14 protein-coding genes are annotated in these 13,775 nt (G+C 49.7%); 8 read left to right on the top strand and 6 right to left on the bottom strand.

Features of this window, described 5'->3' with window-relative positions; all coding sequences use genetic code 11:
* Positions 1 to 407 precede the first annotated feature (407 nt).
* Positions 408 to 2,600, top strand: a complete 2,193-nt coding sequence (locus PN498_RS12140; RefSeq protein ID WP_272063044.1) for a sensor histidine kinase — start codon at positions 408 to 410, stop codon at positions 2,598 to 2,600.
* A 69-nt stretch (positions 2,601 to 2,669) separates the two neighbouring features.
* On the opposite strand, the gene PN498_RS12135 is transcribed toward PN498_RS12140, so the two are convergent.
* The 3 genes from PN498_RS12135 to PN498_RS12125 all read right to left on the bottom strand — a co-directional run bounded on the left by PN498_RS12135 (position 2,670) and on the right by PN498_RS12125 (position 5,347).
* Positions 2,670 to 4,274, bottom strand: coding sequence for a mechanosensitive ion channel family protein (locus tag PN498_RS12135; protein ID WP_272063043.1), 1,605 nt, complete (start codon positions 4,272 to 4,274; stop codon positions 2,670 to 2,672).
* Between the two features lie 107 nt (positions 4,275 to 4,381).
* Entirely contained in the window at positions 4,382 to 4,531 is a 150-nt protein-coding gene (locus PN498_RS12130; RefSeq protein WP_272063042.1) for a hypothetical protein, read from the bottom strand.
* 207 nt (positions 4,532 to 4,738) lie between these two features.
* Positions 4,739 to 5,347, bottom strand: a complete 609-nt coding sequence (locus PN498_RS12125; protein ID WP_272063041.1) for a glutathione S-transferase family protein — start codon at positions 5,345 to 5,347, stop codon at positions 4,739 to 4,741.
* A 290-nt stretch (positions 5,348 to 5,637) separates the two neighbouring features.
* Here PN498_RS12125 and PN498_RS12120 point away from each other — a divergent pair, with 290 nt between their 5' ends.
* From PN498_RS12120 to PN498_RS12105, 4 genes are all read left to right on the top strand, one after another.
* Positions 5,638 to 5,871 (top strand): photosystem I reaction center subunit IV, encoded by a 234-nt coding sequence (locus tag PN498_RS12120; protein ID WP_334312248.1) that lies wholly within the window; start codon positions 5,638 to 5,640, stop codon positions 5,869 to 5,871.
* A 129-nt stretch (positions 5,872 to 6,000) separates the two neighbouring features.
* Positions 6,001 to 6,849 carry a DNA-formamidopyrimidine glycosylase gene (locus PN498_RS12115; RefSeq protein WP_272063040.1) on the top strand — a complete coding sequence of 283 codons (849 nt, stop codon included), beginning with the start codon at positions 6,001 to 6,003 and terminating at the stop codon, positions 6,847 to 6,849.
* Between the two features lie 55 nt (positions 6,850 to 6,904).
* A complete protein-coding gene (locus PN498_RS12110) occupies positions 6,905 to 7,126 on the top strand; it encodes an NAD(P)H-quinone oxidoreductase subunit O (RefSeq protein WP_272063039.1) in 222 nt (73 codons plus the stop codon).
* A gap of 138 nt (positions 7,127 to 7,264) precedes the next feature.
* Positions 7,265 to 7,936 (top strand): YdcF family protein, encoded by a 672-nt coding sequence (locus PN498_RS12105; protein ID WP_272063037.1) that lies wholly within the window; start codon positions 7,265 to 7,267, stop codon positions 7,934 to 7,936.
* Positions 7,937 to 7,988: 52 nt separating this feature from the next.
* On the opposite strand, the gene PN498_RS12100 is transcribed toward PN498_RS12105, so the two are convergent.
* Complete coding sequence (locus PN498_RS12100) at positions 7,989 to 8,402, bottom strand: hypothetical protein (RefSeq protein WP_272063036.1); 414 nt, start codon at positions 8,400 to 8,402, stop codon at positions 7,989 to 7,991.
* Positions 8,403 to 9,150: 748 nt separating this feature from the next.
* Between PN498_RS12100 and PN498_RS12095 the strand changes: the two genes are divergently transcribed.
* Both PN498_RS12095 and PN498_RS12090 read left to right on the top strand, forming a co-directional pair.
* Positions 9,151 to 11,106: a protein kinase family protein gene (locus tag PN498_RS12095; protein WP_272063035.1), complete on the top strand. Its 1,956-nt coding sequence runs from the start codon at positions 9,151 to 9,153 to the stop codon at positions 11,104 to 11,106.
* A gap of 49 nt (positions 11,107 to 11,155) precedes the next feature.
* Positions 11,156 to 11,740 carry a tRNA-(ms[2]io[6]A)-hydroxylase gene (locus PN498_RS12090; protein WP_442951415.1) on the top strand — a complete coding sequence of 195 codons (585 nt, stop codon included), beginning with the start codon at positions 11,156 to 11,158 and terminating at the stop codon, positions 11,738 to 11,740.
* 4 nt (positions 11,741 to 11,744) lie between these two features.
* Here PN498_RS12090 and PN498_RS12085 read toward each other — a convergent pair whose 3' ends face one another.
* Positions 11,745 to 12,365 (bottom strand): DNA-3-methyladenine glycosylase, encoded by a 621-nt coding sequence (locus tag PN498_RS12085; RefSeq protein ID WP_272063033.1) that lies wholly within the window; start codon positions 12,363 to 12,365, stop codon positions 11,745 to 11,747.
* Positions 12,366 to 12,637: 272 nt separating this feature from the next.
* On the opposite strand from PN498_RS12085, the gene PN498_RS12080 reads away from it, so the two are divergent.
* A complete protein-coding gene (locus PN498_RS12080; RefSeq protein WP_272063032.1) occupies positions 12,638 to 13,267 on the top strand; it encodes a TetR/AcrR family transcriptional regulator in 630 nt (209 codons plus the stop codon).
* Between the two features lie 65 nt (positions 13,268 to 13,332).
* Here the strand turns inward: PN498_RS12080 and PN498_RS12075 are convergent.
* Positions 13,333 to 13,775, bottom strand: a 443-nt coding sequence (locus tag PN498_RS12075) for a serine hydrolase (RefSeq protein ID WP_272063031.1), incomplete at its 5' end; no start/stop codon positions are given.

The following is a 13,775-nucleotide window of genomic DNA, read 5'->3' as shown; positions in this document are numbered from 1 at the left end:
TGTGGTTTTGACGAGGAGCAATGCATTTATTATGAAATTCCCTGATGCTTATCGGTGAAAAGTCCGTATTCTTACAGTAAAGATGTTAGTCTCAGACCTTTTGGTCTTTCTCTGTAATTACCCTTAGGATATGCCTTGTTAGGCAGTTTGAATTTCGTTTGTGAGGGACAGTCCTGCTCCTAAATAACTAGCCCCCTACCCATAGTGGATAACCCTCATTTCTATCTAGCTCTCTAAACTCGTTTGAAATTTGTAGTCTGGGATTGATAAATCTCACCTAGAAGCAGCCTCTCAAAGCCTCCCCTCAGCCTTCTGCATCGGTTTCCGTGACTACAACTGTTGTTCAGTCCTTTACCGGGAATGGCCCAAAGATTATTACTGTGAAATCTATTTCACCATTGAGGAAAGTGTCTGATCCCCTGCCAGCACCGCCGACAATTTTGGATACCATCGCTGACCCGGTTTTTGTCACGGATATTCGTGGGGCCTGGGTATACGCAAACGATGCCTGTTGCAATCTATTGGGTTGTTCCCGAGACAGTTTGCTCGGGCAGCAGGACAATGCATTGCTCGCTAAATCGGGTCTAGACACGCTGAAGCAATTGCAGCAGCAAGCTTTTACCACCCAAACGGGTCAGGAGCAAGAGATTGCCCTACGAAACGGGAAAGATGAGGTTCGTATTTTGTCCGTCAAAATCAGCGTGCAGGCTGAACAGGGACAATCTCTCCTCATGACTCACGTCCTACGAGACATTACCCGTCGTGTGGAAGCTGAACAGCGGTTGCAACAGGAATCTCGTAGAGAGCGCCTGCTAGGAGCGATCGCCAAGCACCTGTTACAGTCCATTCGCCCTGAAAACCTACTAGAGTGCAGCATGGAAGAGCTGCGGCGGTTTTTGGAGGCGGATCGGGTGCTGTTTTACAGCCTACGGCCCAGTCGCACAGGCGTGATTGCCGAAGCCGTTGCGGATGATCAGTATTCTTTGAAAGGCATTTTGCTGGACCAAACCTGTTTTGATGCTTCCCAGCTCGACGAATATCGCCATGGCCATATTCAAATTGCTGAAGACCTGGACAACTGCGACCTGCCTGACGAGCAGCGTGTTTACTTAAAGGCAGTTAATGTTCAATCTCACATTGCGATCCCCGTGGTGCAGGAAACAACTTTGTTGGGATTGATCTGTGTTCACGACTGTAGTCATCCACGACCCTGGCGACAGTGGGAAGTGGAGGCTCTACGCGATGTGGCTACTCAGGTTGGGAGCGCGATCGCCCAGGCCGATCTCTATACTCAGGTGCGTAAACTGAATGCCGAACTGGAAACTCAGGTAGAACAGCGTACGCGGCAGCTACAGCAAGCCTTGGACTTTGAAGCGACGCTCAAACGCATTACTGATCGCGTGCGCGATAGCCTGGACGAATCTCAAATTTTGCAAACAGCCGTTGAGGAACTGACCGGAGTCTTGGGAGCAAAGGGATCCAACACGGCTTTATATGATTTGGAACAGGGAACTTCCACGATTTATTACGAATACAACGAGTCCTTGCCACCCTATCAGGGACGGGTTGCGCAAATGGAGGCCTTTCCCGAGGTTTACCATCAGCTGTTAGACGGTCAATATTTTCAGTTCTGTTCCAAAGAACCCAATCCTGTGCGTGGGCATGTGGCGATGTTTGCCTGCCCGATCCGAGATGATCGGGGCGTCTTGGGCGATCTCTGGCTGATCAACGAGAAGGATTATGAGTTCGAAGAACAGGAGATTCGCTTAGTCCAGCAGGTTGCTAATCAATGTGCGATCGCGATTCGTCAAGCTCGACTTTATCAAGCAGCCCAAGCTCAGGTGAAGGAACTAGAGCGACTTAACCACCTGAAGGACGACTTTTTGAGTACGGTTTCCCATGAGCTGCGGACCCCCGTTACCAGTATGCGAGTTGCGCTACAGCTCCTTGGCGTCACCCTCAATCAAGAGCTTAATCTTAACGATGAACTCCAAAAGCCCAAAGTGAGCCAAAATCGCGTTGCTCGCTATTACCAAGTCTTGAGGGAGGAGTGTGAACGAGAGATTAGCTTGATCAATGATTTGCTGGATTTACAGCGCTTGGACGGCGGCAATCATCCCATCACTCCCCAGCGGATCAATTTACAAAGCTGGTTGGTTGGCATTGTCAATGGGTTTCACGAGCGAGCGCAAAGTCGCGAGCAAGTATTGTCAATTCATCTGCCCGACGAACTGCCGCAAGTGGTGAGCGATCAAGCAAGCTTAGAAAGGATTTTTGTGGAGTTGTTGAACAATGCTTGCAAGTATACGCCGCCGGGATCAGCAATTTCGGTAACTGCGGTGGTGGAACAGGAGGATCAGGTCAACATTACAGTCTCCAACTCCGGTGTTGAAATTTCACCCGCAGAGCTACCTCGAATTTTTGACAAGTTTTACCGAGTGCCTAGCTCTGATCCCTGGAAGCAAGGGGGAACTGGGCTGGGATTGGCGCTTGTGCAAAAGCTGCTGTGGCATATTGGGGGCCATATTGAAGTTGTGAGCAAGTCATCAAAGACCTCTTTTATGGTGACGCTGCCGACGGATATGACGTTAGCGCTCTGATGTTGTCAGGCGCGTTGCTGCATCAGGTATAGCCGTCTTGTCCTGACGGAAGAGGCGACGGCTATAGGGTTAGTTTGAGTCTTCTGCAAAAGGGGTTGATAACCCTGAATTACCGTCTGAGAGATCGATGGGTAAGTTGCCGCTGCGGACGTGAAGATCTCTTTGGGGAAACGGAATCTCGATCTCATGTCTTCGGAGGACTGACTCGATCGCAAAGTACAGATCACTTTTGATGACTAATTGCTTTGGCGGATCTGCAATCCACACGAGGAGTTCAAAATCGAGTGAACTGTCTCCAAAGCCCTTGAAGAATACCAACGGTGGCGGTGTTGACAGCACTTGCGGATGCTGATAGCTGACGTCGACCAGAACGTCTTTGACTATTTTGGGATCAGAGCTGTAGGCAACACCGACGGGTAAACGAATACGGGAAACTGGGTTGCGATGGCTCCAGTTAATAACTTCCTGATCTAAAAAACGGGAATTAGGGACGATGATCGAAATTTGATCCAGCGTTTTAATTTCTGTGCTGCGGGCACCAATTCGCTCAACGGTGCCTTGAAATTCACCAAAGGCAACAAAGTCACCGACTTGGATAGGTCGTTCAAACACTAGGACTAAGCCGCTACCAAAGTCCTTGACGATTCCTTGCAAACCTAATCCCACACCCACACCCAGGGCACTGGCAATCAGGGCTAGGGAACTTAGATCAAGGCCCCAAATTTGCAACAGCACAACTGCTCCGACAAAGATCAGGCTGTATTTAATTAGAACAGAGATGGCCTCGCGTGAACCGCGATCAATCCCTGTGAGACGCAAGATGCGCGATCGCAAAAAGTTAGTAATGATGCCTGAAACGACAACGATGCCTAGCAAAAGCCCGAAGAGTATCAGTAGGCTCAGCAGTGAAAATTCGTTTTGTCCCAGCCGGAGATTGGGTTCCAAAAATCCGACTAATGCTTGTCGTCGCAGGAAATAACTGCCACGGCGCGTAAACGGAAACAAGTTTGTTAGATAAGTCGTAACGCCAAACCATAGAGATAGACGAACTAGCGTCAGCAATGAAGACAACAGTAAATTGAGTCCTACGGGTGGCGTGTTGCCATCATCCTGGGGGGTCGTTATGCTCTCGATCAAAGGCCGTAGCAGTCGCCGCCAAACGTAGCCCATTACCCGGTTGAGGATCAGCGCAACAATCAGGACGCTAATGGAAATGACTATTCGCTCTCGCAGAAAACCGCGACTCCGCTCCTGCTGAGCAACGTCTAAAGCTTCATTGAGGACTTGGGTCCATACGGCTGCTTGTGATCGTGGCGAATCGGCATTATTGAGTGCGGCATCATCTTGAGTGACGGTCATTAGGTAGCGCCCGTTCACCAGGATGACGGGAGCCTTGTTACGGATATCTGTTGTCGCAATGAGTTCGTCGTTGGACGCCAAAAACTCTTTCAAAGACGTGCTGATGGTTTCAGCACGCTCATCAGCATTAACTTGATTTGTGCGAGCTACTTCAAAGACTGGGCGGCCATCTAAAACGACAGGCGCCTCGTTGAGTGCGGGAAATTGGGAAGCGCTCGGACTTGTGAGCAATAGCCAGAAGGCGATCACCAAAAGTAGCCCTTTAAGCGATCGCAATTTTTGTTGCCAATGCTTCAGCCAACAGTAACTTCTCAAAGCATCTATCTCCTCAACAGCCGTTTTCAAGATGCCCTCAACTCACCTTTGCAGTTCTAACCTAAACTCACTTTTTTGGAGAAGGTCTATTACCAAAAACGACCACTTTATCGGCTGTAATATTGTCTTCCTGGAGACTGCTCACAGTGCATGCCATTCAGCAGTAGAGCCACCACAAACGCTCGGATCGTCAGTCCTACGATGCCTGCTTTCGCTAATCCAACAGCCAAAATTGTGAATAAGCAAACCCAGGGCATAGAGCTGATCAACCGTTAGTCCGGTACCGCTGCGCGGAATTCAAAATTCAAAATTGAGAATACTCTGTGAGAAGAGCAAAGCTCTACAAAACCAAGGCGGATAAGCTTTCCTAGGGTTTTGAATGGTGAGTCTATTTCTGCCGTGGTGTACTAGGTATCGTTCATCGCTATGAGAACAACATCTAGGCTAAACCCGTCTTGAATGGTTTACTTCTTCAAAGCCATGCCAGTTTGAATGGCCGGACGTTGTCCCAACGTTTCAGTCCAGCGCTTCAGATTGGGATGCTCATCGAGAGTAAGTCCCTGAAAATCATAGGTCATTACCCAAGGATAGGTCGCAATATCGGCAATGGAATAAGCCTTACCTGCAAGATAGTCGTGTTGGCTCAACTGCCTATCCATGACGGAAAACAGTCGCAGCGTTTCAGTACGATAGCGCTTGATGCCATACTCATTGTCGGGCGCAGACCGCTTGAAGTGGCTGTGCTGCCCCATCATAGGCCCGACACTCGCCATCTGAAACATCAACCATTCCAGTACCTGCATCCGAGGCTTCATGGCCTGCGGCCACAATTCGCTGCCCGTCTTCTCTGCCAGATAAATCAAAATCGCCCCTGATTCAAAAACAGTGATGTCGGTTTCGGTATCCACAATCACTGGGATCTTGCTGTTAGGATTAAGCGCTACGAACTCAGGCGAAAACTGCTCATCCTTAGAGATATCCACCATCTTCACGGTGTAGGGCAACTGTATTTCCTCAAGCAGAATGACGGGTTTGCGGCCATTGGGTGTCGTAAACGTGTAGAGATCAATCATGAGTGGTGTTGATAGTAGAACAATAACCCGCAGAAGCGATCGCCCTGCATCAGGCGAACAACCAGACCTATTTTGGCATCGGACAGTCGATTGCTAGCCTGTCAGTCGATAGATGCTGGCCATCATCAATTCACATTGTTTCGTATGTTTCAAGTTGTTTCAAAACGCCGACTAAGAAGGGGTGTGGCAACAAAACTTAAACCCTGACAGGTCAGTAACCTGATGCTTCCGTAGTACGCTGTTTAACGAGTCATTCGTTGATAAAACTCGTTTTTCAAGAGGACATATTCATGGTTCAGCGTGGTTCTAAAGTCCGCATCCTTCGGAAAGAATCTTACTGGTATCAGGATGTCGGTACCGTTGCAACTATCGACCAAAGCGGCATTCGCTACCCGGCTGTTGTTCGTTTTGACAAAGTCAACTACGCCGGAGTAAACACCAACAACTTCGCACTAGATGAATTAATAGAAGTGGAAGCGCCTAAGAAAAAAGCCAAAGCTAAAGCCAAAGCTGAAGCTGAATAGCGTTTAGAGAAAGCGCGCAGTATGGGGTGAGAGCAGAGAGTTGCTAAAGCTAAAGCCCTAAACTCGATATGTTGTCTGCGGCAAAAGGTTAGCAAAAGGTTACTCGTATTTGGCTGGATTGTAGACATTGTGCCGGAGCTACCTGAAGTTGAAACCGTTCGTCGCGGGCTGAATCAAGTTACTCAGAGCGCACTCATTCGGGGTGGGCAAGTGCTGTTACCCCGCAGTATTGCCCACCCCGGTTCTGTAGAAGCGTTTTTAGACGGTGTGGCCGAAACCACATTGCTGGCCTGGAATCGTCGAGGAAAGTATTTGCTGGCAACGCTCCAAGCTGCTAATGGCGAGCCAGCAGGACATTTAGGGGTTCACCTGCGAATGACAGGGCAGTTGCTTTGGATGCCTTTCCAAGAACCCATGTCTAAGCACTGCCGCGTGATATTGCATTTAGATAAAGCGCATGATTTGAGGTTTATCGATCAGCGGACCTTTGGCCGTCTCTGGTGGGTTCCAGCACAGCACAGCATCGAATCCATCATTACCGGCATTGCTGCTTTGGGGCCAGAGCCGTTGAGCGATCGCTTTTCCCCTGATTACCTTTACACGGTCACCCGCCGCCGCCATCGCCCCATCAAAAATGCCTTATTAGATCAAGCCTTAATTGCTGGCATTGGCAATATCTATGCGGATGAGGCTCTTTTCTTGAGCGGCATTCGCCCCACGACCCTCTGTGCCCGTTTGGGTCGCAAACGAATTGTTCGCTTACACAACGCCATTCAAAAGACGCTAGAAGCCGCAATTGCCCAAGGCGGCACGACCTTCAGCGACTTTCGGAATGTCCACGGCGTCAACGGCAATTACGGAGGCATTGCCAATGTGTATGACCGGGAAGAACAACCCTGCCGCGTCTGCGGGACCCCAATTCGTCGGATTAAATTAGCCGGACGCTCTGCCCACTTTTGTCCTCAATGTCAGCGTTGAGGGGGCAACCGTCTACAATAAGTTAGAGACGATACTTGGAAGGTGCGATCGCGACATGGCAGCGAAACTAAAGCGGGGCGACCTCGTTCGAGCAGTCCGTGAAAAACTCGAAAACAGTGCTGAATCGACAGCCAGTGATACCCGTTGGCCTCCCTATCTATTTGAGACAAAAGGCGAAATTTTAGAAACACGCGACGACTATGCTCTCGTCATGTTTGGGCATGTGCCGACTCCTAATATCTGGTTACGCCTCGACCAACTGGAAAAGTTTGAGTAAGCCATCCCGTACAATTCACCACTAGTCATGTTTCCTACAGGGACGGGAGGAACGTCCTAATCCAAACGGTCCGTTTTTGACCTTAACTGGGCAATCTGACAGCATTCATGTCTTATCGCGAAATGCTGCCATAACCTCATGTTGATGTTCAAGGGATTGCTTCGTTTAAAGGGAGGGCTACTGCTGCTGCTATTAGTCCTGACCTGCTGGACCAGTAGCTTAGGCACGCAACTCTATCGCCATGCCCAGCAGCCCATCGACGCGATTTTGGTGTTAGGTGGCAGCATTCGCAGGGAAATGGTTATCGCTGAAACCGTTGCGCAAGGCAACAGCCTTCCTATTTTGATTTCTCAAGGGTCTCAACCTCCTTGCATTCGCCTTCTGTTTGAGCGAGTCTCAGCTCCCCTCAGCACTGTCTGGCTGGAAACCTGTGCCGACTCCACGTTTGATAACTATCGATACAGCCTGCCGACCCTGCAAGCGTGGCAGGCTCACCATGTTCAAATTGTGACGTCACCTAGTCACAGCCCCAGAGCCAACTGGTTGGCAAAAATTCTGTTGGGCAGCCACGGAATCTGGTCTGAAATGCGTCTCGTTCAAGAGACGGGTGTTCCTGGCAATGTTGAGAATCCACTTAAAACGATCGCCGATGTGGTGCGATCGCTGGGATGGGCCCTTATTAGTCAGGTCTACAGCATCAATTGCGAAAGCGTTTTCCCTTTATCGTCAGTGGATTTAACGACGTGGAATGAACAAGGATTTACTTGTGAGCATCAGGCTGACATAGAGATGGAAAAAAGGGACCCGTAACGGTTTCCCTATCTGTTCGACTGCTCTTCTTTCTACCCTTGCCCATACTTCATCATTCGCCGTCTTCGACCTGTAGCTCAAGGGGATCGACTAAAACGACGGGAATATGTCCTTCAGACTTGCGATCGCTACTCTCCTGCATAGCCTGACTGGTTTGTGCTGGATCAAAGTATCGAGTGAAATCTGCCCGCAGGCGACTATTTTGCGATTGAACCTGTTCCAAAGAACTTTCTGTTTGCTGCAAAAACTGGCGCTGGGTTTGATAGTAAGGAATTAACCGAACGAGTGCTGACAGACCCATGAGCGCAATCACTAAATTCACCGTTAGGCGCCCGGTCATTTCCCATCCCAAAGCTCGATAGCGCGCTGAGCGAGCCTTAGGGTGGCGTTGCTTTTGGCGCTTTTGCCGAAGTGCTTTTAGCCGCTCCGAAGGTTCAACATCAAATATAGGCTGGGGTGCGCTCATAAAATCCCTTGTATTGCTGAAACCAATTGGGCTAGGGCCTAATTCTGCTGAATGGGTCTAAGCCAGTCATCATTATGAAATAAAAATACAAAATTGGATGATGTAAAAGACGGATTAATGACACAATCTTCGAGGCAGTGCAAACCATTTAGACAGCTCTTTTGCAGACCAACGTCTTCCGATACGGATTGAATATAGCCGCCTTGTCACCGTTTCATTTGTGGAAAGAAGTTCGTCTAACTACAAAAGCTTAATGTAGGCGATGGTTTCATATATGTCGTAGGATTGTAGGCGTAATCCCTGACGGCAAGAGCAACGTTCTACAGATGAAGCGTTCAAGGTGCTAGAGGATTCATGAGCGTGTTCCTCTAACAATCCAGGTCAATCAGCAGAGAACGGTTACTTTTATTACATCGGGTGTAGGTTACGAATGATGCCTTACGCTGTCCGTGAAGTTTGTTCAATTACCCGCCATACCCTGGCCGTCTTTGTCTGTATTTTTTGTCAGCGCTATCAGCTTTGAGAGTTTGATGAGTGAGGCTATTTCTCCACATTCAGGGCAATCTAAAGAGCAAGCTTCACCGTAAAGTCTCAAGGACTGTTTATCCTAAGGGTGTATAAAGACATTCCAATCTCATTAAGATGATGTGTCGAATTGTTAAAGTCCTTTCTTCACCTAATCTATAAGCAGTCAATAAATCGCTTCTAGATTGATTGACAGAAAAGTTTGAAGGGATTCATCTACCATATGTCTGCGACTCAAAAGCTCCTTGGAGGGCGGTACCAGATTGTTCAGGTTCTTAGCGCCCATCCGGCGGGTCAGACATTTCTGGCGGCAGATATTCATTATCCGGGACATCCTAGATGTGTTGTCAGGCAGTTACGGCTTCCAACCCGTAACCCGATGACTCGAAAGTTTATTTTTAGCTTGCTTAGAAAAAAAGTTGAGGTTTTGGAGGTCATTGGGCAGCATGAGCAAGTCCCTAGTACGTTTGCTGCCTTTGACTTTGAGCAGAGTTTCTATGTTGTTCAGGAATTCATTCCTGGGCGATCGCTCAAAGAAGAGCTGGTTAGTGGGCAACCGTGGTCGCAATCCGATGCCCTTTACTTTCTTAAAGAAGTTTTACCCGTGGTCGCCTTTGCTCAGGAACGCGGAGTTGTTCACGGCAATCTGAAGCCCTCAAAACTGATCCGACACCAGAAAGATAACCGTCTAGTGGTGTTGGATTTTGGGGCTATCAAAAGTATTAGTCAAAATGTCTTCAGCCGAGATGCTGTGTTCAGTTCGCATCACTCGCCTCCTTCCAGTCGATTCTACCTAGCGCCTGAACAGTTCCAGGGACAATCCACTTTTTGCAGCGATCACTATGCGCTGGGGATGTTGACGGTTCAAGCCTTGACCGGACTAGCTGCTGAAGAGTTACCTGCCGCCCAACATCCTAACTTGCGACAGGAAATTGTTGGGTTGCTAGAGGGCATTCCAGGATTGAGCGTCAATATGATTAGCTTGCTGGCTCGTATGGTGCATCCCAGCCCTGATAGACGGTATCAAAAAGCAACCGATGTGCTGTCAGATATTGAACAAATTGATAGCCAAACCATAGCTGATCTGCCAATCACCATTCAGCCTTCAGTTCCTGCACGACGGATGACACTTTCCGCAACTACTCCCCAAAGGTCATTCACGAGAAAGCTACCGTGGAAAGTTATCGGCGTTGCCGGAATTGCGTTTCTAGCTTTGCTTGCCGGTTTGGTCGCCCTAGAACTTCCGCAGCGATTTTTGGCAAAGCGACACATGCGAGATGCGGAAATTGCAAAGCTCAATGATCCCGACGGGGCTATTAATCGCTATACCCGTGCTATCCAACTCTTTCCTAATAATCCAGAGGCTCTGTCAGAGCGGAGTCAGCTACAGTTCGAGTTGGGCGACACAGAAGCGGCGCTAGCAGATATTACAAGGGCAATTGAACTCGTTCCTCAACATCCAAACTATCTCTACGATCGCGGCAACCTTCGATTTGCAGTAGGTGATGTGCAAGGTGCGATCGAGGACTACACCCAATCGATTAGGCACGACGCGACTTTTACCAAAGCCTATGTGAATCGAGGCAGTGCTCGTGCGGCCTGGGGCGATGATCAAGGCGCGATTGAAGACTACACTCAGGCCCTTGAATTAGAGCCTTCAGCCGAAGTTGAAGCGGCGGCCTATCTGAATCGCTGTTTGTCATATTCCAACGTGGGAGAACAGGTTGCTGCCTTAGATGATTGCTCAGCAGCAATTGGCCTGCGCCCAAGTCACGGTTTAGCTTATCAAAATCGCGGATTAGTTAAGCGGCGTTTAGGTGACTTTAAGGGATCACTACAGGATTACAACATCGCGATCAAGATTGAACCAGACAGCTCCGATTCCTATTACAATCGCGGCCTCACTCGACAGGCCATGGACGATATTCCTGGTGCGATGGAAGATTTTTCCAAAGCGATCGCAATTGATTCCGACTATGTTTTTGCTGTCTATGACCGAGGGCTATTACAAGCTGACCTGGGCAATACTTCAGCTGCGATCACGGACCTTCAGAAAGCATCGCAGCTTTGTTTAGATTTGGGACGCACTGATTGCTACGAAGATGCTCAATACCAACTATCAAGGCTTCAAGCCACCTCCACCCCTCAAGTCCCCGAGGAAAGCACAGAGTTAGAATAAACCTGCGCGAATTAAAATAGAGGATTCAATGGTCGCGGCTCCCAACGCAATGTCTACCATTCAGTTTTTGCAAACGCCAACGTCTCAAGCGTGGCTGGATCAGGCATTGGCAAACCTGGATACGGTGCTGCTCGATCATTCTCACTGTGAACGCAAGGCTGCCGGGGTCGCTCTGAACCTGATGTGTCGCTATCCCTCCAGCGAAAAATTAGTGCGAGCATTGACGGCGATCGCTCAAGAGGAACTCGGTCATTTTGAGTTAGTGAACCAGTGGCTAGAACGCCGCAAGGTGCCTTTGAAGCCTTTGCCAGCCCCTCCCTACGGTGCCGGATTGAGCGCTCAGGTTCGTCGCCAAGAACCCCTGCGAATGCTTGACTCGCTCTTGGTGGCAGCGCTCATCGAAGCTCGTAGCCATGAACGACTCGGTCTCCTTGCTGCCCACTGCCCCGAGCCTGACTTGGCGAAGTTCTACAGCAGTCTCATGGCTTCCGAAGCTCGACACTATGGAGCCTATTGGGTTCTTGCCACCACCTACTTTGATCGAGAAACCGTCAACACTCGTCTTCTCGAACTATCTGAAGTTGAAAGCAAACTCCTCTCTACCCTTCACCCTGAACCCCGAATTCACAGCTGAAGCTCTAGCCCTTTTTCGAGACCGCCGAACACCCCTTCACATACCACCGCCAAGGCAAATCTGCTCCTTGGGTTAGTCCAATGCGGGTCGTCTGCACCATCTTTAGAGTCCCCTTCGCAATCGCCTGTTGCGTAGAAGCTGAGCGCGGCTCTAACCACAATGGCTGACCCGGTTCGAGTTGAATCCCGTTGAGGGTGCGATCGATCTTCAAAGCACGACAAAGCTTCCCAGGGCCCGCCGCGACGCGATCGCGCTTTTTTCGCTGCTTTTCATCCACCCAGGGCGGAATGCTTTCTAAATCAAGGGCACGAATCAGGACTGCACTGGGCACGGTGTCTAAATCTGTGACGACATTGATGCAGTGATACATACCGTAGATGAGATAAACGTAGCAGGCTCCCGGCGGCCCAAACATAACCTCGTTCCTGGCCGTACGGCGACGGTAAGCATGACAGGCTGGATCATCGGGCGCATAGGCTTCAGTCTCAACAATAGTGCCGCGATAGAGGGTGCGATCAGGAAACTGTCTGACCAGCGTGCAGCCAATTAGATCAGGCGCAACTTCGGTAGAAGGGCGGCCCAGCCAAGCCGTATCCAGAAAAGAGTGGGCGTCGGTAGATGTCATTGCTTTACCGTAGCTCAACTGTCGAGAACAATCAGCCACTGTATGGAGACGCGAAAATTCGCGTCCCATCCCTAACCGGATAATGGCTACCGTCCATTCTTCACCCTCATAACTCTTGCCATATCTTACGAAAGGTGTGCTCCCGACACACTTTTGACAGACTTTTGTAGATGAGTGTGAGGTTATATGAATTCCGAACCGCCGTTATGTTTCCCTGATTGCAAAATGACCTAGTGGGATGATCCCCACTTGTTGGCCTCTAGGTTAGTGTCATGGTCGTCCGTTATAAAACGCCTTCGACGAGTGTAGAAAATGAAACTGAAACTCGCATTTTGAAGGCTGCTCAGCGATTGTTTGCTCGTAGGGGATATGGAGGAACTACCACTCGCGATCTGGCACAGGCTGCCGGAGTGGCAGAGGGGACTTTATTTCGTCATTTTGAGAGCAAAAAGGCGATTTTAGTCAGAGTGGCAACGGATGGCTGGGTTGAGTTGTTGACTGATTTGCTGACTGAACTTAGCGAAATGGCGAGTTACAAAGCAATAGGGCAGGTGATGCGGCGGCGGATGGGTAACCTGCCACGCAACGTTGACTTGATGCGGGTTTGTTTTATGGAAGCCCAGTTTCACCCTGAGTTGCGGGAACAGGTGCAGGGCGAGGTGATTGGCAAAATGACGGATGTTACAGAAGCTTTTTTCCAAACCGCTATAGATCGAGGTGTCTATCGTCCAATGGATCCTCGGGTAGTGGCTCGTATATTTTTGGGAATGTTTGCGATCGCAGGCTTCAGCCAAACCACCCTAGGCAGCGATGCCGATTCGCCAAAGGAAATGCAGGCTCTTGCTGAAGGACTTGCGGACATTTTTCTGAACGGTGTGTTGCTTGAGCGCGAGCTAGATTGAGCCATTGGCTCAGACCATGAACAACTCTTCCCGAATTCCCAGGTTCCGATTTTCAGCCCAAGACGCTAGTTGGTCGGAAGCGGAACCTCTTCGGTGGAGTGCTCTAAACCAGGGGTGACCTCGCTGTCCGAATCAGCGGGTGCCCCAATGGACGGATCGACTGGAGTGCTAGGGAAACTATCAGGAACGCCCTCTTCGGTCGGTGAAGTTTCGGCGGTGGGGAATGCTCCACTTCCTGTCGGACTGATGGGCTGATTCATCTCCTGATGAACGCGACCTGAAATCCGTCGAATTAATTCACTGGCCCGTCCATCATTGAAGGGACGAGTAATTAAGACAGCAATTGCATAGCGTTTACCATTGGCGGCGTCTACTAAGGCAATGTCACCCAGAGCGGAGCCAATATCGCCTGTTTTGTTGTAGGCCAGAGCCATTTCATCCCCTAACCCGTCAGGAATAAGGGTGCGGTTGTAGGTCCGCTGCATAATGCCAAGCATGCGATCGCGCG

This window comes from Oscillatoria sp. CS-180 (genome assembly GCF_028330965.1).
In the GTDB taxonomy this organism is placed as follows: Bacteria; Cyanobacteriota; Cyanobacteriia; order Phormidesmidales; family Phormidesmidaceae; genus Halomicronema.
Note: the sequence above shows the minus strand (reverse complement) of the source record. Positions and strands in the feature narration are given on the sequence as shown.